The 18,276-nt window shown below is 68.0% G+C and carries 18 protein-coding genes; 9 read left to right on the forward strand and 9 right to left on the reverse strand.

The annotated features are described in order from the left end of the window. Positions 1-47: 47 nt before the first annotated feature. The 3 genes from ACE3TQ_RS17895 to ACE3TQ_RS17905 are packed head-to-tail and all read left to right on the forward strand — an operon-like array spanning position 48 to position 3,902. On the forward strand, positions 48-2,237 hold the full coding sequence (locus tag ACE3TQ_RS17895; RefSeq protein ID WP_374583645.1) for a M1 family metallopeptidase: 2,190 nt from the start codon (positions 48-50) through the stop codon (positions 2,235-2,237). Then, positions 2,234-3,094: a hypothetical protein gene (locus tag ACE3TQ_RS17900; RefSeq protein WP_374583646.1), complete on the forward strand. Its 861-nt coding sequence runs from the start codon at positions 2,234-2,236 to the stop codon at positions 3,092-3,094. Before ACE3TQ_RS17895 ends, ACE3TQ_RS17900 begins: the two co-directional genes overlap by 4 nt. A 19-nt stretch (positions 3,095-3,113) precedes the next feature. Next, positions 3,114-3,902 (forward strand): class III extradiol ring-cleavage dioxygenase, encoded by a 789-nt coding sequence (locus ACE3TQ_RS17905; RefSeq protein ID WP_374583647.1) that lies wholly within the window; start codon positions 3,114-3,116, stop codon positions 3,900-3,902. Between the two features lie 12 nt (positions 3,903-3,914). On the opposite strand, the gene ylqF is transcribed toward ACE3TQ_RS17905, so the two are convergent. From ylqF to ACE3TQ_RS17920, 3 genes are all read right to left on the reverse strand, one after another. Next, positions 3,915-4,862 carry a ribosome biogenesis GTPase YlqF gene (gene ylqF / locus ACE3TQ_RS17910; protein ID WP_374583648.1) on the reverse strand — a complete coding sequence of 316 codons (948 nt, stop codon included), beginning with the start codon at positions 4,860-4,862 and terminating at the stop codon, positions 3,915-3,917. Between the two features lie 90 nt (positions 4,863-4,952). Beyond that, positions 4,953-5,555, reverse strand: a complete 603-nt coding sequence (locus tag ACE3TQ_RS17915) for an energy transducer TonB (protein WP_374583649.1) — start codon at positions 5,553-5,555, stop codon at positions 4,953-4,955. Between the two features lies 1 nt (position 5,556). Continuing rightward, positions 5,557-6,483, reverse strand: coding sequence for a histone deacetylase family protein (locus ACE3TQ_RS17920; RefSeq protein WP_374583650.1), 927 nt, complete (start codon positions 6,481-6,483; stop codon positions 5,557-5,559). Positions 6,484-6,544: 61 nt separating this feature from the next. On the opposite strand from ACE3TQ_RS17920, the gene ACE3TQ_RS17925 reads away from it, so the two are divergent. From ACE3TQ_RS17925 to ACE3TQ_RS17945, 5 genes are all read left to right on the forward strand, one after another. Continuing rightward, complete coding sequence (locus ACE3TQ_RS17925; protein WP_374583651.1) at positions 6,545-7,465, forward strand: AAA family ATPase; 921 nt, start codon at positions 6,545-6,547, stop codon at positions 7,463-7,465. 25 nt (positions 7,466-7,490) lie between these two features. Continuing rightward, the gene (locus ACE3TQ_RS17930) at positions 7,491-8,450 is read left to right on the forward strand and encodes a DUF58 domain-containing protein (RefSeq protein WP_374583652.1); all 960 of its coding nucleotides are present in this window, start codon (positions 7,491-7,493) and stop codon (positions 8,448-8,450) included. Beyond that, the gene (locus tag ACE3TQ_RS17935; protein WP_374583653.1) at positions 8,447-10,453 is read left to right on the forward strand and encodes a DUF3488 and DUF4129 domain-containing transglutaminase family protein; all 2,007 of its coding nucleotides are present in this window, start codon (positions 8,447-8,449) and stop codon (positions 10,451-10,453) included. Before ACE3TQ_RS17930 ends, ACE3TQ_RS17935 begins: the two co-directional genes overlap by 4 nt. Then, on the forward strand, positions 10,450-11,568 hold the full coding sequence (mltB, locus tag ACE3TQ_RS17940) for a lytic murein transglycosylase B (protein ID WP_374583654.1): 1,119 nt from the start codon (positions 10,450-10,452) through the stop codon (positions 11,566-11,568). The genes ACE3TQ_RS17935 and mltB overlap by 4 nt, the downstream gene beginning before the upstream one ends. Positions 11,569-11,814: 246 nt before the next feature. Then, a complete protein-coding gene (locus ACE3TQ_RS17945) occupies positions 11,815-12,162 on the forward strand; it encodes a hypothetical protein (RefSeq protein WP_374583655.1) in 348 nt (115 codons plus the stop codon). A gap of 57 nt (positions 12,163-12,219) precedes the next feature. Here the strand turns inward: ACE3TQ_RS17945 and cysM are convergent, their stop codons facing one another. Further along, positions 12,220-13,122 carry a cysteine synthase CysM gene (gene cysM, locus ACE3TQ_RS17950; RefSeq protein ID WP_374583656.1) on the reverse strand — a complete coding sequence of 301 codons (903 nt, stop codon included), beginning with the start codon at positions 13,120-13,122 and terminating at the stop codon, positions 12,220-12,222. A gap of 23 nt (positions 13,123-13,145) precedes the next feature. After that, on the reverse strand, positions 13,146-13,706 hold the full coding sequence (locus ACE3TQ_RS17955) for an N-acetyltransferase family protein (protein WP_374583657.1): 561 nt from the start codon (positions 13,704-13,706) through the stop codon (positions 13,146-13,148). A 65-nt stretch (positions 13,707-13,771) separates the two neighbouring features. On the opposite strand from ACE3TQ_RS17955, the gene ACE3TQ_RS17960 reads away from it, so the two are divergent. Next, a complete protein-coding gene (locus ACE3TQ_RS17960) occupies positions 13,772-15,481 on the forward strand; it encodes an FAD-dependent oxidoreductase (RefSeq protein ID WP_374583658.1) in 1,710 nt (569 codons plus the stop codon). A 91-nt stretch (positions 15,482-15,572) separates the two neighbouring features. On the opposite strand, the gene ACE3TQ_RS17965 is transcribed toward ACE3TQ_RS17960, so the two are convergent. The 4 genes from ACE3TQ_RS17965 to ACE3TQ_RS17980 are packed head-to-tail and all read right to left on the reverse strand — an operon-like array spanning position 15,573 to position 18,276. Continuing rightward, positions 15,573-16,445: an FAD:protein FMN transferase gene (locus ACE3TQ_RS17965; RefSeq protein WP_374583659.1), complete on the reverse strand. Its 873-nt coding sequence runs from the start codon at positions 16,443-16,445 to the stop codon at positions 15,573-15,575. A 23-nt stretch (positions 16,446-16,468) separates the two neighbouring features. Next, positions 16,469-17,587 carry a DUF3570 domain-containing protein gene (locus ACE3TQ_RS17970; RefSeq protein ID WP_374583660.1) on the reverse strand — a complete coding sequence of 373 codons (1,119 nt, stop codon included), beginning with the start codon at positions 17,585-17,587 and terminating at the stop codon, positions 16,469-16,471. Next, positions 17,587-17,799, reverse strand: a complete 213-nt coding sequence (locus tag ACE3TQ_RS17975; RefSeq protein WP_374583661.1) for a DUF4266 domain-containing protein — start codon at positions 17,797-17,799, stop codon at positions 17,587-17,589. The genes ACE3TQ_RS17970 and ACE3TQ_RS17975 overlap by 1 nt, the downstream gene beginning before the upstream one ends. Before the next feature lie 9 nt (positions 17,800-17,808). Next, entirely contained in the window at positions 17,809-18,276 is a 468-nt protein-coding gene (locus ACE3TQ_RS17980) for a TlpA family protein disulfide reductase (RefSeq protein WP_374583662.1), read from the reverse strand.

Genomic DNA, 18,276 nt, shown 5'->3' on the forward strand with positions numbered 1-18,276 from the left:
AATTAGTTTGGTATATTTTCGCGTTGCCAATTACTTAACGGGGATTTATGCGCATCGCACATTTACTGGCCGCGGCCGCCCTGCTGGGCGGCGCAGCGCTGTCGGCCAGCCTGCTGGCGCAAGGCGCCGGCGCCGGCACGCTGCCCGCCAGCGGCACCGATATCCCGCTGGCGCCGCCGCGCGCGGCGGCCGTCACGCAACCGAGTGCGCCCGGCGCCTGGGGCGGCATGCGCAGCGGGCAGGAAGCCACCCTGTCCGACCGCGTGGTGGACTACCGCATCGAAGCCACGCTGGACCCGGTCAAGCACACCATCGACGGCAAGCAGCGCCTGACCTGGCGCAACCGCAGCGCGCAACCGGTGCGCAGCGTCTACCTGCACCTGTACCTGAACGCCTTCCAGAACGCGGACAGCACCTTCCACACCGAGCAGCGCAAGTCGGGCCAGGGCATCCGCAACAGTAGCCTGAGCCAGGACGGCGAATGGGGCTATATGGACCTGCGCAGCGTGCGCCAGGCCGGCGCCGACGTGCCGTGGACCTTCGTGCAGCCGGACGGCGGCCCGGCCACCGACCAGACCGTGGTGCGCCTGGACTTGCCGCAGGCGGTCGCGCCGGGCGGCAGCACCACGCTCGATATCGCCTTCTTCGACCAGCTGCCGCGCGTGCTGGCGCGCAGCGGCTACTTCGACAGCTTCCACCTGGTGGCGCAGTGGTTCCCCAAGATCGCCGTGCTGGAGCTGCCGGGCGAGCGCGGCGCCACCACCGTGCGCTGGAATGCGCATGAGTACCACGCCGAGTCCGAGTATTACGCCGACTTTGGCAGCTTCGACGTCAAACTGACCGTGCCCAAGGAATACATCGTGGGCGCCACCGGCGAGCTGCAGGGTGCGCCGCTGGAGAAGGACGGCTGGCTGACCCACCACTACGTACAGGGCGACGTGCACGATTTCGCCTGGACTGCCGACAAGCGCAGCGCCAAGCCGCTGGTCGATACCTGGAGCGGCCATGGCAGCGGGCCGGTAAAGATCACCGTGCTGTACCCGCCGGAGTTCGCATCGAATGCGGCGCCGGTCATGCAGTCGACCAAGGACGCGCTGGACTACTTCTCGCGCACGCTGGGCCCCTACCCTTACAAGACCGTGACCGTGGTGGTGCCGCCGCATAACGCCAGCGAGGCGGAGGGCATGGAGTACCCGACCTTCTTCACCACCACCAGCGTGCCCGGCTACCGGGCCGGCACCACGCCGGCCGCACTGCAGGACTTCGTCACCATCCACGAATTCGGCCATGGCTACTTCTACGGCATCCTGGCCAGCAACGAGTTCGAAGAGCCCTTGCTGGACGAGGGCCTGAACGAATACTGGAACCACCGCATGCTGCGCGACACAGGACGCAAGGTGCCGCTCACCACGCCGTTCCTGCGCGCCATCGGTTTCGCGCCGCAAGTCGACAATTTCGCCTTCGAGCGCCAGGGCACCCCGCGCGACGAACCGGCCGACCCGCTGGGCCAGAACGCCTACAGCCGCCTGCAGGGCATCGGCCCGGTCTACTCGCGCGGCGCCATCACCATGCGCGACCTGGAGGCCCAGCTGGGCAAGGAAACCATGGAACGCGCCTTCAGGGAGTACTACCGGCGCTGGAAATTCCGCCACCCGAGCATCGCCGACCTGCGCGAAGTGCTGGCGGAGGTGAGTGGCCAGCGCCAGCTGGTGGAAACCGTCTTCGCGCAGCAGGTGTATGCCGCCACGCGCGTGGACGACCGCATTGCGTCCTTCACCAGCGAAGAGCAGGAGCCGCTGCCCGGCATGCGGCTGGAAAACGGCAAGCGCGTCAGCGTCAGCGAAGAACAGGCCGCCCGGCAGGCCGACAAGCTGCGCGAAGCATGGGAGAAGGCCCATCCGGACGCCAGGCCGGGCACCGGCCCCTTCCCCTACCTGACCCGCGTCACGGTGCGCCGCCGCGGCGCCGACGTGCCGCAAACCCTGGTGGTGGCGTTTGCCGACGGCAGCACGGAGACCGTGCAATGGCGCGGCGAACAGCGCTGGCACACCTTCGAATGGCGCAAGCCGGCCAAGGCGGTATCGGCGCGCATCGATCCGGACGGCAAGCACTTCCTCGACGTGAACAAACTCGATGACAGCCGCACCCTGAAAAAGGACGGCAGCGCGTCGCGCCGCTGGACCCTGGACCTGGCCGCCATCTTTCAATCCCTCTTCGCCCTGATTGCCACCGTATGAAGCTGAGCACCAATCTCAAACACGCCAGCCGCGCCGCCCTGCAGTGGCGCCTGCTGCTGCTCTGGCTGGCCGCCGTGCTGCTGCCGACCGCCGTGCTGGCCCTGCCCTTCTGGAGCGCGCTGGCGCCGGCGCTGGACTATTCCGTGCGCGCGCCGGAGCTGGCGCGGGCGCTGGACATGCTGGCGTTGACCGACCTGTTCAGCGAAGTGCGGCGCAACGCGGTGGCCTTGCAGGCGGGCGCCCTGGTGGCGCTGGCCATGGCCCTGCTGCTGTCGCCTTTCCTGACCGGCGCCATCGTCACCGCCGGCCGCGCGCCGCAGCCCGCCACCCTGCGCGAGCTGGTGGCCGGCGGCGTGGCCGAATACCCGCGCATGCTGCGCATGCTGCTGTGGGCGGCGGTGCCGCTGGGCGCGGCGCTGGCCCTGGGCCTCAGCCTGGCGGATGCAGCCGACGACTATGCCGCCAGGGCCGTGCAGGAGTCGGATGCGGCGCTGTGGCAGGACGCCGCCACGCTCGGCACCGTGCTGCTGCTGGCACTGGCCAACCTGACGCTGGACGCGGGCCGCGCCCAGCTGGCGATCGACCGCCGCCGCACATCGGCCGTCAAGGCTTGGTGGTGGGGCGTGCAGCTGCTGCTGCGCCGGCCGGGCGCCATGCTGGGCAGCTATGCGCTGCTGACCGTGGCCGGCCTGCTGCTGGCCGGCCTGCTGGCGGTGGCGCGGCTGCAGGTCCAGGCCAGCAATGGCTGGCTGCTGCTGGCGGCCTTCGTGCTGGCGCAGCTGGTCGCGCTGGCCGTGGCCTGGATGCGGGCGGCGCGCCTGTTTGCCCTGATGTCGCTGTCTGCAACGAATCGCTGAGCGGCGTATAGTGGTGGGCATGACGACTTTGCCCACCTTCTTCCTGTCGCACGGCGGCGGACCCTGGCCCTGGATGCGCGAGCAATTCGGCAGCGCGTACGACCAGCTGGACGCTTCCCTGCGCGACCTGCCGCGCCAGGCCGGCGGCAAGCCCAGCGCCATCCTGGTGGTCACCGCCCATTGGGAGGGGGGCGAATTCCTGGTCTCGGCGGCGGCCCGGCCGCCCATGATCTACGACTACGGCGGCTTCCCGCCGCATACCTACCAGATCCAGTACCCCGCCCCCGGTTCGCCGGAGCTGGCGGCGCGCGTGGCGCAGCTGCTGGGCACGCGCGCGCGGCTGGACCATGAGCGCGGCTTCGACCACGGCACCTTCAGCGCCATGTATCCCGCGTTCCCGCAGGCTGACGTGCCGATCGTGCAGCTGTCGCTGCGCCAAGGGCTCGACCCGGCCGAACACCTGGCGGCGGGACGCCTGCTGCGGCCCCTGCGCGACGAGGGCGTGCTGATTGTCGGCAGCGGGCTGAGTTTCCATAACCTGCGGGCCTTCAATGCCTCGGGCGCGGAGGCGGCGCGCGTGTTCGATGCCTGGCTGCGCGAGACCATGGCGGCGGCGCCGGCCGAGCGCACGGCGCGCCTGCTGGCATGGGAGCGTGCGCCGGCGGCGCGCCTGGCGCATCCGCGCGAGGAGCATCTGCTGCCCTTGATGGTGGTGGTGGGCGCGGCCGAGGACTCAGCCGCGCAGGTGGTGTATCACGAGGACCGCTTCATGGGGGCGCTGGCGGTCAGCAGCTTCCGGCTGGCCTGAGGCCGCGCGGCCTCAGGTGCCGCGCTTGCCCTTCATGCGCTCGGCTTCCTTCTCGGCCGCCTTGCGCGCCGCCTCTTCCGCCTTGATGCGCTCCTCTTCCGCATGCGCGGCCAGCGCCACGGCGCGCGTTTCCGGCGTCTCCAGCGAGATGCGCCCCAGCGCGCCGCTGCGGTAATCCTGCAGCAGCATGTGCGAGGCCTTCTCGAAGTCCCAGTCGCCGCCCTTCAGGCGGTAGCTGCGCAGCTGCGCCACGCGTTCGATCAGCGCCACGCCGTCCATGCCCGACACGTCGGCCTTGTAGCGCGCCTTGAGCAGTTCCGGATAGCGCTGCAGCAGCTCCTCCGCCAGCCACACCGCCACCTCCTCCTCGATCAGCGCATTGGCGCCGATCGCGTGCGAGGCCGCCAGCGCCATGCCGTCGGACGGCATCTCGATTTTCGGCCACAGCAGGCCCGGGGTATCGATCAAGACCGTTTCCATATCCAGGTAGATCTTCTGCTGCTGCTTGGTCACCGCCGGTTCGTCGCCCACTTTCGCCACGCGGCGCTTGAGCAGCGCGTTCATCAGGGTCGACTTGCCCACGTTCGGGATACCCATGATCATCATGCGCAGCGGCTTGGTCGGCTCGTTGCGGTGCGGCGCCAGCTTGCGCGCCTTGGCGATCACCTTCGCCACGTCGGACGGCTTCTTGGTCGTCATGGCATAGGCGGTCACGGTCTTGTCCTGCTCGAAGTGGCGGATCCAGGCCGCGGTGGCGTCCGGGTCGGCCAGGTCGATCTTGTTCAGGATTTTCAGGCAAGGGCGCGAGCGGAACTTGCGCAGCTCCTCCACCAGCGGGTTGCAGCTGGCCGCAGGCAGGCGCGCGTCAACCACTTCGATGACGACGTCGACGTCGGCCATCTGTTCCGCCGCCTTTTTCTTGGCGGCGTTCATATGCCCGGGGAACCATTGGATAGACATGCTCTTGCCTTACGAATCGAATCAACAATCCGCTATTTTACATGGCGGCAGCGCTTTGCCGCCATTTGCCTTCCTTGCAAGTTTGCCTGCCTACCTGAGCAGCACCCAGCCGTAGGAGGTATCGGTGCGCTCGCCGCTGGCGCCGGGCGCGATGCCGAAGCGGCAGCCGGCCACGTAGTCCACCGCATCGCGCACCACCTGCGGTGCGAAGCCGCCGGTTTCGGCCACGATGCCGCGCGCCCGCCCTTCGCCGTCGACCAGGAAGCGCAGCTTGATGGCCGCCTGCGCGCCGCGGCGCTGGTCCAGGTTGTCGTAGCCGGCAATGCGCGGCGACGGCTTGCAGCTGCCCGGCTGCAGCACCGGCCGCAGCGGCGCCGGGCCTTCCAGGCGCCAGGCGTACTGGATCGGGAATACGGTGCCTTGGCGCGCGGCCTCCAGCCCGGGCTTGAAGCGGCAGCGCGCCAGGCCGGCCAGCGCGGCCTGGTCCAGCAGGGTCCAGCCGCTGCTGCTGCGCACCACCGCGTCGCGCACCGCGCCGTCGCTGCCGATACGGAATTCCAGCGCGGTGTTGCCTTCGATCTCATAGCGCAGCGCTTCGCGCGGCCAGTCCGGGACGGTGCAGCTGGCCGGCGTGGCCAGCGACTGATACGGGAAAGCGCTGGCACCGGCCAGCGCAAGCAGCAAGGACAGCATCTCAGATTTCGGCCAGCGCCTTGACGTGCGCCACCACGCTGCGGCCCAAGGCCGACAGGTTGTAGCCGCCTTCCAGGCAGCTGACGATGCGGCCCTGCGCGTGTTCGCGCGCCACCGCCATGACCTGCTGCGTGATCCAGGCGTAATCGGCTTCCACCAGGCCCATGCCGCCCAGGTCGTCCTCGCGGTGGGCGTCGAAGCCGGCGGAGATGAAGATCATCTGCGGCTTGAAGGCGTGCAGCGCCGGCAGCCATTTCTCCTGCACCAGCGCGCGCACCGTGTCGCCCTTGGAGCCGGCCGGCACCGGCACGTTGACGCGGTTGGGCGTCTCCGGCAGCACGTCGCAATACGGGTAGAACGGATGCTGGAAATAGCTCACCATCAGCGCGCGCGGTTCGTTGAGCAGCGCCTCCTCGGTGCCGTTGCCGTGGTGGACGTCGAAATCAACCACCGCCACGCGCTCCAGGCCGCGCACATCGAGCGCATGCTTGACCGCGATGGCCACGTTGTTGAACAGGCAGAAGCCCATCGGCTCGGTCGGGCGCGCATGGTGCCCGGGCGGGCGCACGGCGCAGAAGGCGTTGTCGATCTCGCCGTCGATCACGGCGTCGGTGGCGGCCACCGCGGCGCCGGCGGCGCGCAAGGCCGCCTGCCAGCTGTAGGCGTTGAGCGAAGTGTCGCCGTCGATCGGGTAGTAGTCGCCGGCGGCGGGCAGGTTGTCGCGCACGATGGCGATGGCATTGGCGCTGTGGTTGCGCGCGATCGATGAGACCTCGGCCAGCGGCGCATCGCGGTGCTCCAGCAGGTCGTCGATGTGGGCGTTGATCAGCTGGTCGGAAATGGCTTGCAAACGGGCCGGGCATTCGGGATGCCAGCCGCCCATTTCGTGGCGCTGGCAGTCGGGGTGGCTATAAATTGCTGTGCTCATGAATCGCGTTCTCGCATAGAATGCGACTAATCTACCACGCGGCGGGATGAGTGCCAAAACCATGTATACCAAATTACACGCCGTAGCACGCCAGGTCGGACAGGTCATCGTCGGCAAGGAACTGCAAGTGCGGCAATCGCTGACCTGCCTGCTGGCGGGCGGCCACCTGTTGTTAGAGGACTTGCCGGGCGTCGGCAAGACCACGCTGTCACATGCCCTGGCGCTGTCGCTGGGCCTGAAATTCAACCGCATCCAGTTCACCAGCGACCTGCTGCCGGCCGACGTGGCCGGCGTCTCGGTGTATGAGCGCGAACTGAATGCCTTCAGCTTCCACCCCGGCCCGATCTTCACGCAGGTGCTGCTGGCCGACGAAATCAACCGCGCCACGCCCAAGACCCAATCGGGCCTGCTGGAAGCGATGGAGGAGCGCCAGGTGTCGGCCGACGGCGTGACGCGCCCGCTGCCCGAACCGTTCTTCGTCATCGCCACCCAGAACCCGACGCACCAGGTGGGCACCTTCCCGCTGCCGGAGTCGCAGCTGGACCGCTTCCTGATGTGCATTTCGCTCGGCTACCCGGACGCCGCCGCCGAACGCGCGCTGCTGATGGGCGAGGACCGGCGCCAGATGCTCAAGCACCTGGGCCCGGCCATGACGCCGGCCGAACTGCAGGCGGCGCAGCACGGCCTGCGCCAGATCCACGCCGCGCCGGCCCTGATCGACTACGTGCAGGCGCTGGCGCAGGCCTCGCGCCAGAACGGTTCCTTCGCCGAAGGCCTGAGCCCGCGCGCCGCGCTGGCCCTGCTGCAGGCGGCGCGCGCCTGGGCCGCGCTGGAAGGGCGCGACCACGTGCTGCCGGAGGACGTGCAGGCCGTGCTGGTGCCGGTGTGCGCGCACCGCCTGCGTCCGGTCAAGTCCTCGCACGGCACCGCGCTGGCCAGCCGCGACCTGGTGCTGCAGCTGCAGAAATCCGTGCCGGTCTGACGCCATGCTTGCCCCAGCGCGGAAGATGCTTGACCGCTGGCTGTTCCAGCTCAAAGACAGGGAGTCCGGCACGGTGGAGCTGGTGATGCGGCGCGTCTTCATCCTGCCCACCCGGCCCGGCATGGCCTTTGTCGGCCTGCTGCTGATCATGCTGATCGGCTCCATCAACTACAACCTGGGCCTCGGCTTCGTGCTGACCTTCTTCACCGGCTCCTGCGCCCTGGTCGACATGTACCTGACGGCCAGGAACCTGGCCTTCCTGCAGCTGGCGCCGGGCCGCGCCCAGCCCGTGTTCGCTGGCGACGAGGCGCAGTTCGAGCTGAACCTGCGCAACCCCACCGCGCGCGACCGCTACGCCATCTGGCTCGGCTTCCAGGAAGACGGCGAGCCGCGCCAGGCGGTCGACGTGGCCGCCGGCGGCAGCGCCACGCTGGTGCTGTCGCGCCCGAGCACGGCGCGCGGCTGGCTGGCCGCGCCGCGCGTGCGCCTGTTTACGCGCTTCCCGCTTGGCCTGTTCGGCGCCTGGGCCTACTGGCAGCCGGACATGAAGGTGCTGGCCTACCCGCAGCCGGAAGCGTCGCCGCCGCCGCTGCCCACCGCGGGCGCGGCGCGCGAAGATGGCCACGGCACCGTGGGCCTGGACAATTTCGCCGGCATCCGCAGCTACCAGCCGGGCGACCCGTTGAAACACCTGGCCTGGCGCCAGATCGCGCGCCTGCACCCGGCCGACGGCGGCAACCTGGTGAGCAAGCATTTCGAAGGCGGCGCCGTGTCCGACCTGCTGCTCGACCTGAACCACCTGCCCTACCACCTGGACATCGAGCTGCGCCTGGCGCGCCTGGCGGCCTGGGTGCTGGAGGCGGAGCGGCGCGCCCTGCCCTACGCGCTGAATGTCGGCCACCGCCAGATCGCGCAAGGCCTGGGCGAAGCGCATTGCACCGCCTGCCTGGCCGCCCTCGCCCTGTACGGCAAGGAGGGCGCATGATCGCCCGCCTGGTCGGCCCGCTCACGCGCGACAAGTCCGACACCCTGCTGCTGCTGCTGGCGGCGCTGATGGTGCTGGCGCCGCACTTCGGCCACCTGCCGCTGTGGACCTCGGCCATGGTGTGCGCCACGCTGCTGTGGCGCACCGTGCTCACGCTGCGCGGCAGCCGCCTGCCGCCACTGTGGCTGCTGCTGCCGGTGGCCCTGCTGGCCATGGCCGCCGTTTACCTGAATTACCGCACCTTGCTCGGGCGCGAGCCGGGCGTGACCATGCTGGCCCTGCTGCTCACCCTCAAGCTGCTGGAGATGCACGCGCGGCGCGACCTGTTCGTGGTGATCTTCCTCAGCTTCTTCCTGCTGCTGACCAACTTCTTCTACTCGCAATCGATCCTGACCGCGCTGGCCATGGTGGCCACCATCGTCGTGCTGCTGGCAACCCAGGTGACCTTCCAGTTCACCGGTGCGGTACCGCCGCTGGCGGCGCGCCTGAAGCTGGCCGGGCGCGTGTTCCTGGTGGCGGCGCCGCTGGGCGCCCTGCTGTTCATTGCCTTCCCGCGCGTCCAGGGCCCGCTGTGGGGCTTGCCGGGCGACGCCAACAGCGGCAAGACCGGCATGTCCGACACCATGTCGCCCGGCTCGATGAGCAAGCTGGCCCTGTCCGACGACGTGGCTTTCCGCGTGCGCTTTACCGGCGCCGTGCCGCCGCAGCAGCAGATGTACTGGCGCGGCCCGGTGCTGAGCCACTACGACGGCCGCACCTGGAGCCGCATCGGCCGCGAGCAGAACGGCGGCGGCGTGCAGTACCTGCGGCGCCACCTGAATCTGCGCGGCACCGCGTACCCGTACGAGGTCACGCTGGAACCGGGCCGGCGCCAGTTCCTGTTCCTGCTGGAGCTGAGCGCACTGGAAGCGACGCGCAGCGACGCCAACAGCGGCTTCACCGACGAACTGGAAAGCCTGGTGCACGCGCAAAGCGACGCGCGCATGCGCTACAGCAGCGTGGCCTACCCCGACTACACGGCGCAAGCCAACCTGGCGCCGCAGCGCATGGCGCGCTGGCTGCGTCTGCCGCAGGACTACAACCCGCGCACCCTGGCCTACGGCGCCCAGTTGCAGGCGCTGCGCGCCGAGCGCGGCGACGATGCCGCGCTCGCGGCGGCGCTGGACAACTTCCGCCGCAACTTCGAGTACACGCTGGAACCGAGCCTGCTGGGGCGCGACGCGGTCGATGAATTCCTGTTCGATACGCGCAAGGGCTTTTGCGAACACTACGCGGGCGCCTTTGTCTACCTGATGCGGGCGGCCGGCCTGCCGGCGCGCGTGGTCAACGGCTACCAGGGCGGCGAACTGAACCCGGTGGACGGCTTCTACACCGTGCGCCAGTCCGACGCCCACGCCTGGACCGAAGTCTGGCTGGGCGCGCCGCGCGGCTGGGTACGCATCGACCCGACCGCCGCCGTGGCGCCGGAACGCATCCGCAGCAGCCTGGCGCAGGCGCTGCCCCAGGCCGCGCCTTTCGGTTTGCAAGGCTTGTCGGAGATGTCACGCGACCGCCAATCCTGGCTGGCACAGATGCGTTTTGGCATCAGTGCGGCGAATAATGCTTGGAATCAATGGATCCTCGATTACAATCCAAGCAGGCAGCAACATTTCCTCGAAGAACTTGGCGCCGCCTTCGGCGACTGGCGCCTGCCCGCCGCACTGGCCGCGCTGGGCGGGCTGGTGCTGTGGTGGCGCCGCCGCCGTGCCGAGCGCGCGCGCGACCCGCTGGACGATGCCTATCTCGCCTTCTGCCGCCTGCTGGCGCGGCACGGGCTGGAGAAGGCGCCGCACGAGGGGCCGCTGAGCCTTGGCCAACGCGTGCGCCAGCTGCAGGTGCCACCCGGGAAAATGGCTGCCATGACAGAATTCCTGGCGCTGTACAGCGCGCTCAAATACGGCGCGCCGCAAGCACCCGCTAACCACCTGGCACGGCTGAACCGTTTGCTGAAGCAATCCCGATGATATTTTTAAAGACCCTCCCCACCACCCTGCTGGCCCTGGCCTGCCTGGGTTTTGCCGTGCCGCCGCAGGCCGATGCCGCGCCGCGCAAGCCGGCCCGCAAAACCGCCCCCAAAGCGCCGCCGAAAAAGCCGGCCATCGATTACAGCGGCGAGTTCGTCAACTTCGGCCAATGGAAAGAAGTACAGCAATTCATGGGCGATATGGAACAGAAGCACGGTGTGCCCATCGCCGAACTGGAAAAGCTGTTCCTGGAACTGCGCTATATCGACGCCGCCGTGCAGCTGGTCAAGCCGGCCCCGCCCGGCAAGCCGAAAAACTGGCAGGCCTACAGTGCGCGCTTCATTGAGCCCAAGCGCATCAACGCCGGCGTGGAATTCTGGCGCGCCCACCGCGACACGCTGGCGCGCGCCGAAGCGCTGTACGGCGTGCCGGCCGAGATCATTGTCGGCATCATCGGCGTGGAAACGATCTACGGCCGCGACATGGGCAAGTTCCGCGTGCTCGACGTGCTGGCCACCCTGGCCTTCGCCTACCCGCTGGCGCCGAATCGCGAAGCGCGCATGGCCTTCTTCCGCAACGAACTGGAAGCGAGCATCGTCTCGGCGCGCCAGACCGGGCTCGACCCGCTGTCCCTGGTCGGCTCCTACGCCGGCGCGGTGGGCATGCCGCAATTCATGCCGGGCAATATTTACAAGCTGGGCGTCGATTTCGACGGCGACGGCAAGGTTGACCTGCGCAACTCCGCCGCCGACGCGATCGGCAGCGTGGCCAACTTCCTGGTGGCCCATGGCTGGAAACGCGAGCAGCCGGCCACCCTGGTCTATCCGGCGAGCATGTCGCCCGCCATGGCGTGGGAAAAATTCATCGACAACGGCCTCGACGCAAAATTCCGTGCCGAAGAGTTGACCGCAGCCGGGGTCAGCACGGCCACCCCGTTACCGCCCGGCATGCTGTACGGCCTGGTGGACTTGCAAAATGGTTCCGAGCCGACCGAATACTGGGTCGGAAGCAATAACTTTTTCTCTATCACCAAGTACAACAGGTCTTATTTTTATGCCATGTCGGTGGTGGAACTGGGACGGGCGGTAAAGCTTTCCATGAAGGAAACACTGTAAAAAGTTGTAACTTGTGTGATTTGCAAGGGTACAAAATTACCCTAACACAAAAAATCAGGTAGAATTCTCTCAGAATGTTGCGATAGGACAACGCGTTTCGAGAGCAATATACTATTTTTTGTTGCACGCAAGTACTGCTGACCGCACTGTTGTACAATTGTGTATATATTATGAAACTTGTTAAACAGGAATCCGTTTTCGGATTAGGGTCGTTAGCAGGACAACTTTTGAGAAGGAACAGAAGACATGACCAACCAAGTCGGAAATGATATGAACAACGAGTCGGAAGGCGATGATCTGCTGCAGTACAACCCGAACCGCCTGCTCGACACCCTGATCGAAAACCTGCGCCTGAAGAACGATGCGGCCCTGTCGCGCGCTCTGGAAGTGGCGCCGCCTGTGATCTCCAAGATCCGCCACCACCGCCTGCCGGTCGGCGCATCGCTGCTGATCCGCATGCACGAGGTTTCCGACCTGAGCATCCGTGACCTGCGTTACCTGATGGGTGACCGTCGCAATAAATTCCGTATCAGCGACAAGCAGTTCAAGCCAAAGGAAGGTTCCGGCGGCGGCTCGACCGAGAACAAGGGCTGATTCCAGCTTTTGTGAAGGTTTCCCTCCCCGCCCGGGGAGGGAGCAGCGCTTTTGCGCTTACGCCGGGAACACCCCGGTGGACAGATAGCGGTCACCGCGGTCGCAGACGATGAACACGATCGTCGCGTTTTCCACTTGCTGCGAAATACGCAGCGCAATCTCACAGGCGCCAGCCGCCGAAATCCCGCAGAAGATGCCTTCTTCCGCTGCCATGCGGCGCGCCATGCGTTCCGCCGCAGCCTGCGACACGTATTCCACCTGGTCCACGCGCGCCTTGTCGTAAATTTTCGGCAGGTAGGCTTCCGGCCATTTGCGGATGCCGGGGATGGACGACCCCTCCTCCGGCTGGGCGCCGATGATGCGGATTGCCTCGTTCTGCTCCTTGAGGAACTGCGACACGCCCATGATGGTGCCGGTGGTGCCCATGGCCGAGACGAAATGGGTGACGCGGCCTTCGGTGTCGCGCCAGATTTCCGGGCCGGTGCCCTCGTAGTGGGCGCGCGGGTTGTCGCCGTTGGCAAACTGGTCGAGGATGATGCCCTTGCCTTCCTTCTGCATCGCTTCGGCCAGGTCGCGCGCGTATTCCATGCCGCCGGTTTTCGGCGTGAGAATGATTTGCGCGCCGTAGGCGGCCATGCTCTGGCGCCGCTCTTCGCTCAGGTTTTCCGGCATCAGCAGCAGCATCTTGTAGCCGCGGATGGCGGCCGCCATCGCCAGCGCGATGCCGGTGTTGCCGCTGGTGGCTTCGATCAGCGTGTCGCCCGGCTTGATCTGGCCGCGCTCTTCGGCCCGGCGCAGCATGGACATGGCGGCGCGGTCCTTGACCGAACCGGCCGGGTTATCGCCTTCCAGCTTGCCGAGGATGATGTTGCCGCGGGCGGCAGCGTCGGCGCCCGGGATGCGCACCAGCTGCACCAGCGGCGTGTTGCCGATCGTGTCGGCGATTGTCTTGTATCCCATGATTCCTGCAGTATTTTGTTTTATTAAACGCCCATTCTATCCGCTCCGGCGGCGAGCTGCAGCGACATGAAGACATAGCCCAGGCTCTCGCCGTCGATGCGGAACAGGTCCTGGATTTCGCCGGTCTGCACAAAGCCCATCTTGCGGTACAGGGCGCGCGCCGGCGCATTGCCCTGCAGGACCTCGAGGTCGACCCATGCCAGCCCCTGGCCGCGCGCCCATTCGAGCGCCACCGCCACCAGCGCCGTCCCCAGCCCGCCGCGCCGCGCGTTACGGTGCACGCCCATGCCCAGCAGGCAGCGGTGGCGCGCCGCCGGCTCGGGGCGCGAACGCAGGTCGATGTGGCCGATGATCTGGCTCCCCTCCAGCGCCACCCACAAGCGGCGCCAGCCCTGCTGGCCGAAGCTGGCCTGCAGGCCGGTGGTGAAGCCGTTGGCCTTCTCCGGCGGGAAGCCGGCGCTGCTGCGCGACATGGGCTGGAACAGCGGGGCGCCATCGCGCCCGTTATCCAGCAGGTGGTCGTTCAGGTAATGGAAGAAGGTGGCCAGTTCTTCGCAATGCAGCGGCCGGATGGTGAAGGTCATGGCAAATCATAGCAGGCCCGGACAATTGCATTAAACTACCTGAAATACGACAGGAGCCCTTCCCCATGAGCGACACCGAAGCCCCCGCCACGCCCTCCACGCTGGAGAGCCGCCGGCATCAATTCAACCCGGTGCTGACCGCGCAGGAGATCAAGCGCCTGCACCGCTTCGGCACGGTGCGCCAGTACGCGCGCGGCGTGCGCATCCTCGAGGCGGGCCATACCTGCTTCGGCATGCTCGTGACGCTGCAGGGCACGATCACCATCTGCAAGTACGATGGGCTGGGCAATTCGGAATTCCTGACCGAACACGGCCCGGGCGAATTCACGGCCGAGGTATCGCAGCTGTCCGGCCGCCCTTCCCTGGTCAACGCCACCGCCAAGGACGACGTGGAAGTGCTGGAAGTGTCGCCGGAAAACCTGCGCGCGCTGGTGATCGCCGAGGCGGAACTGGGCGAACGCATCGTGCGCGCGCTGATCCTGCGCCGGGTTGGCCTGCTGGAGACCGAGGGCGGCGGCCTGGTGCTGGTGGCGCCGCCGGGCAACGCGGCCCTGTTCCACCTGCGCTCCTTCCTGAGCAGCAACGGCTACCCCTACCGCATCCTCGATCCGAAGGACGACGAGCAGGCGCAAGCCCTGTGCGAGTATTACCAGCCCGGCCCGGACGACTGGCCGCTGGTGGTGTGCCCGGACGGGGTGGTGAAGAAGAACCCGAGCAATGCCGAAATCGGCTACTGCATCGGCCTGTTGCCGGTGATCGAGGACAAGCTGTGGGACGTGGTGGTGGTGGGCGCCGGCCCGGCCGGCCTGGCCACCTCGGTCTACGCCGGCTCGGAAGGCTTGTCCGTGCTGGCGCTCGAGCAGCGCGCCTTCGGCGGCCAGGCGGCGGCCAGCGCGCGCATCGAGAACTACCTTGGCTTCCCGACCGGTATTTCGGGCGGCGCCCTGGCCGGCCGCGCCTTTGTGCAGGCGCAGAAGTTCGGCGTGGAGGTGGCGATCCCGGCGCCGGCCACGCGCCTGCTGTGCGACAGCTGGCCGCTGCGGGTGGAGATCGACGGCGGCCAGGTGGTGCGCGCCAAGACCGTGGTTCTGGCCAGCGGCGCGCGCTACAAGCGCCCCGACCTGCCGAACATCGGCGAGTTCGAAGGACGCGGCATCTACTTCTGGGCTTCGCCGATCGAGGCCAAGCTGTGCAAGTCGGAAGAAGTGGTGCTGGTGGGCGGCGGCAATTCCGCCGGCCAGGCCGCGGTGTTCCTGGCCAGCCATGCGGCCAAGGTGCATATGGTGATCCGTGGCGACGGCCTGAAGGCCACCATGTCGACCTACCTGATCGAGCGCATCAAGGCCACGCCGAATATCGAACTGCACACGCATACCGAAATCGTGGCGCTGGAGGGCAATGAAGACGGCCTGTCGAAGGTGACCTTCCGCTGCAAGGATACCGGCGAGGTCGACAGCTGCGACGTGTGCCGCCTGTTCCTGTTCATCGGCGCCGACCCGAACACGGCCTGGCTGTCCGACTGCGGCGTGGAAGTCGATGCGCAGGGCTTCATCCGCACCGGCTTCGACGCCATCAAGGACCAGTGCCGCGCCAAGATGACGCTGGCCGATGCGCCGCAGCGCGCGCCGCTGGAAACCAGCGTGCCGGGCGTGTTCGCCATCGGCGACGTGCGTTCGGGCTCCACCAAGCGCGTGGCCGCCGGCGTGGGCGAAGGCGCCGCCGTGGTGTCGCAGATCCACGCCTTCCTGGCGCAGCTGCCCGCTACATCCCCTTGAAGCGGTGCTGGAGACGCCGGCTGTGCCGGCAGCCGCGCTGCCCTGCCGCCGTCGCGCATGGCGGCGGCAATGCGCGGCGTCCATGCCGGCTTCACAATGCGCCCTGGCGGCGGTCGAACACCCGCCCGCTGCCGTCCTGCGCCAGCCAGGCGAAACCGCTGCCGTCCAGGAAGCCGGGCGCGTCCCCGCCCAGCAGCATGGCGATGGTACTGGCGCTGCCCGCCGCCACCGCCAGCGGCGCCAGCACGCTGACCGAGCGCCAGTGCGTGACCGGCATGCCGCTGCGGGGATCGAGGATGTGGCAGTAGCGGCGCCCATCCAGCTCAAAGAAGCGTTCATAGTCGCCGGAGGTGGCGAGCGCGCCCTGCGCCACGTCGATGGCGGCAATCGTGCGGGCCGCATCGCGCGGGTCCTGGATGCCGATGCGCCATGGGCTGCCGTCGGCTTGCGGTCCCAGCACGCGCATATCGCCGCCCAGGTTCACATAGCCATGCCGCACGCCGCCTGCCAGCAGGAGCGCCGCCGCGCGGTCGGCCGCGTACTCTTTGCCGAAGCCGCCGAAGTCAATCTCCATGCCCGCCAGCGGCAAGCGCACGGCCCCGGCGCGGCGCTCGACGCGCTGCCAGCCCACCAGCGCCAGCAGCGGCGCCAGCTGCGCGCGCGAAGGCACGCGCGGCGTACGGAAGTCCCACGCGCGGCGCAGCACGCCGGAGGTGATGTCGAACAGTCCGTCGCTCAGGGCATGCAGCTGCGCCGCATAATCCAGCAGTCCCGCCGCCTCGGCATCCAGCGCCACCCACTCGCCGCTGCCGGCCGCAGCATTGATGCGCCCCACCACGCTGTCGGCCCGATAGCGCGAATAGCTGCGTTCGATGCGCAGTACCTCGTCGATGGCCGGCTGCGCCAGCGCGCGCGCCGCCTCCCCGCTCGGCGCGCACAGCATCACCTGGCAGGGCGAGGCCATGGCGCTAAACTCAACTTCCCAGGTCACCACGTGCGGACCGCCCCCACCTGCCACGAGCGCGCATCGCAGCGCGCCAGCCCCGGGCTGCCGCCGCCCGACCAGCGCCAGGACGACATCTGCCGGTACTGCTCCGCCTTGATATACGCCGTCCAGCCGCCGCCGATCTCGCGCGCCACTTTCAGACCCAGGGTGGCCGCCCCGAATGCCGCCATGCGCTGGTCCGGCGTCATGAAGGCCGTGCTGCCGAACACATAATCGGCCGGGAATGGCGGCCCAAGCAAGCGATGGTAGGCCGCGTCGTAGTAGAAATCCGCCGCCGACTGCGTGTAAAGGCGCAGCGCCGGCGTCACCACCCAGCCGCCGGGCAACGGCCGCTCATACTCGCCCCCCATGGTGTGCGCGCGGATGCCGAAGCTGTCGCGGAAGAAGCGGTAATGCAGGCGCAGCGCGGCCGCATGATCGAGCGCATGGTTCCAGCGCAGCAGGAGCACATCCGTGTCCCGCCCACGCGGGCGGTTGTCGATGTTCTTGTAGGGATCGGAGAAGTAGCCGCGCCCCCGGCCGCGCGTATAGTCGGCCTTCACCACATCGCGCTTGCCCAGCACCTGCTCCACGCCCAGCATGACTTCCGTCGTATGGCGCCGCTCACCGGCCACGCGCAGGTTGACCGGCGAGATCGTATCGTTCGACACGCCAAAGCCCAGCGCCGCCACCGTATTGCGGTCTTCGCTGGAGAATGAACCCGCCAGCGAAAATGCCCGCGAGCGGTAGTCGTTCTCGTTCGATACCGCAGCGCCCAGGCCCAGCGTCGCGTGGCCGAAATAGCGCGTTACCCTCACATCGCCCGCCTTGCGTTTCTCGTCCATGCGCGAAGCGCCGCTGACGGCCGTGTGGTACTTCGGCGTGGCGCCGGACAGGTGGTCCAGCACCGCCCCGCCCTCCACCAGCCACTTGCCAGCCAGGGGCATGCTCAGGTACAGCGCCGGCGAATTCACCTTGACCCGCTTCAAGCCCGGCTGCTCGTCCTGGTAATGCAGCACGCCGACGCTGAAGGTGCTGTAATCCGGCAGCGCCTGGGCCTGCGCATCGAGCCCCGGCAAAGCCAGGGCTGCCAGCATCAGCTTACCGCCGTGCGCCGCCATCAGTTGCACCCGCAGCCGCCGCCGCCGACGCTGCCCGCGCCGAAGGCCGCCTCGCGGCTGTCATAGGTATGCGCCGCAAAGCGGCTCTCGACCCGGTTGGCATCGAAGCGCATATTCGGCTGCGCCAGCGCCCCCTTCTCCCACGGCTGCACCGGTTGCAGCGCACAGCCCGCCAGCAGCGCGGGCGCCAGAACGGCAAACAGTCGACGCATGGCAGCCTCCTATTTTTGTTGCAGGGCGGCGCGGATACGTTCCTCCAGCTTAACCGTATCCGCATCATTGAAACCGGTGTGCAGCCAAAGCAACTGGCCGTCGCGTCCCACCAGGGCACTGCTTGGCATGCCCTTGATCGCATACGCCTTGGCGGCGCTGCCGGCCGGATCGTAGGCAATGGTGAACTGCGCCGGCACCCTGGCCAGGAAGGCCGCCGCATCCTCCCGCTTCTCATCGAGATTGATGGCGACCACCTGCAGGCCATCGGCGCCAAAGCGCTGCTGCAGCCGGTTCATCCAGGGGAAAGAGCGTTTGCAGGGGCCGCACCAGGAGGCCCAGAAATCGACGTACACCACTTTGCCGCGCAGGTCGGCCAGGCGGGCGCCGGGCAGGTCGAAGGCCGGCGCGGGCGCGGCGCACGCCGGCAGGCAGGCCAGCGCCAGCAAGGCAGCGGCAATTGCTGAATGGAGCTTCAT

This window comes from Pseudoduganella sp. (genome assembly GCF_041914865.1).
GTDB lineage: Bacteria > Pseudomonadota > Gammaproteobacteria > Burkholderiales > Burkholderiaceae_D > Rugamonas.

What these genes read in the sequence shown, in the direction of transcription:
- ACE3TQ_RS17920 (WP_374583650.1), bottom strand. Translation starts at nt 6,483, where the DNA reads ATGAGCACAGCAATTTATAGCCACCCCGACTGCCAGCGCCACGAAATG.
- ylqF (WP_374583648.1), bottom strand. Translation starts at nt 4,862, where the DNA reads ATGTCTATCCAATGGTTCCCCGGGCATATGAACGCCGCCAAGAAAAAG.
- ACE3TQ_RS17930 (WP_374583652.1), top strand. Translation starts at nt 7,491, where the DNA reads ATGCTTGACCGCTGGCTGTTCCAGCTCAAAGACAGGGAGTCCGGCACG.
- cysM (WP_374583656.1), bottom strand. Translation starts at nt 13,122, where the DNA reads ATGGGATACAAGACAATCGCCGACACGATCGGCAACACGCCGCTGGTG.
- ACE3TQ_RS17975 (WP_374583661.1), bottom strand. Translation starts at nt 17,799, where the DNA reads ATGCGTCGACTGTTTGCCGTTCTGGCGCCCGCGCTGCTGGCGGGCTGT.
- ACE3TQ_RS17935 (WP_374583653.1), top strand. Translation starts at nt 8,447, where the DNA reads ATGATCGCCCGCCTGGTCGGCCCGCTCACGCGCGACAAGTCCGACACC.
- mltB (WP_374583654.1), top strand. Translation starts at nt 10,450, where the DNA reads ATGATATTTTTAAAGACCCTCCCCACCACCCTGCTGGCCCTGGCCTGC.
- ACE3TQ_RS17895 (WP_374583645.1), top strand. Translation starts at nt 48, where the DNA reads ATGCGCATCGCACATTTACTGGCCGCGGCCGCCCTGCTGGGCGGCGCA.
- ACE3TQ_RS17945 (WP_374583655.1), top strand. Translation starts at nt 11,815, where the DNA reads ATGACCAACCAAGTCGGAAATGATATGAACAACGAGTCGGAAGGCGAT.
- ACE3TQ_RS17980 (WP_374583662.1), bottom strand. Translation starts at nt 18,276, where the DNA reads ATGAAGCTCCATTCAGCAATTGCCGCTGCCTTGCTGGCGCTGGCCTGC.
- ACE3TQ_RS17915 (WP_374583649.1), bottom strand. Translation starts at nt 5,555, where the DNA reads ATGCTGTCCTTGCTGCTTGCGCTGGCCGGTGCCAGCGCTTTCCCGTAT.
- ACE3TQ_RS17965 (WP_374583659.1), bottom strand. Translation starts at nt 16,445, where the DNA reads ATGGCCTCGCCCTGCCAGGTGATGCTGTGCGCGCCGAGCGGGGAGGCG.
- ACE3TQ_RS17905 (WP_374583647.1), top strand. Translation starts at nt 3,114, where the DNA reads ATGACGACTTTGCCCACCTTCTTCCTGTCGCACGGCGGCGGACCCTGG.
- ACE3TQ_RS17955 (WP_374583657.1), bottom strand. Translation starts at nt 13,706, where the DNA reads ATGACCTTCACCATCCGGCCGCTGCATTGCGAAGAACTGGCCACCTTC.
- ACE3TQ_RS17970 (WP_374583660.1), bottom strand. Translation starts at nt 17,587, where the DNA reads ATGGCGGCGCACGGCGGTAAGCTGATGCTGGCAGCCCTGGCTTTGCCG.
- ACE3TQ_RS17960 (WP_374583658.1), top strand. Translation starts at nt 13,772, where the DNA reads ATGAGCGACACCGAAGCCCCCGCCACGCCCTCCACGCTGGAGAGCCGC.
- ACE3TQ_RS17925 (WP_374583651.1), top strand. Translation starts at nt 6,545, where the DNA reads ATGTATACCAAATTACACGCCGTAGCACGCCAGGTCGGACAGGTCATC.
- ACE3TQ_RS17900 (WP_374583646.1), top strand. Translation starts at nt 2,234, where the DNA reads ATGAAGCTGAGCACCAATCTCAAACACGCCAGCCGCGCCGCCCTGCAG.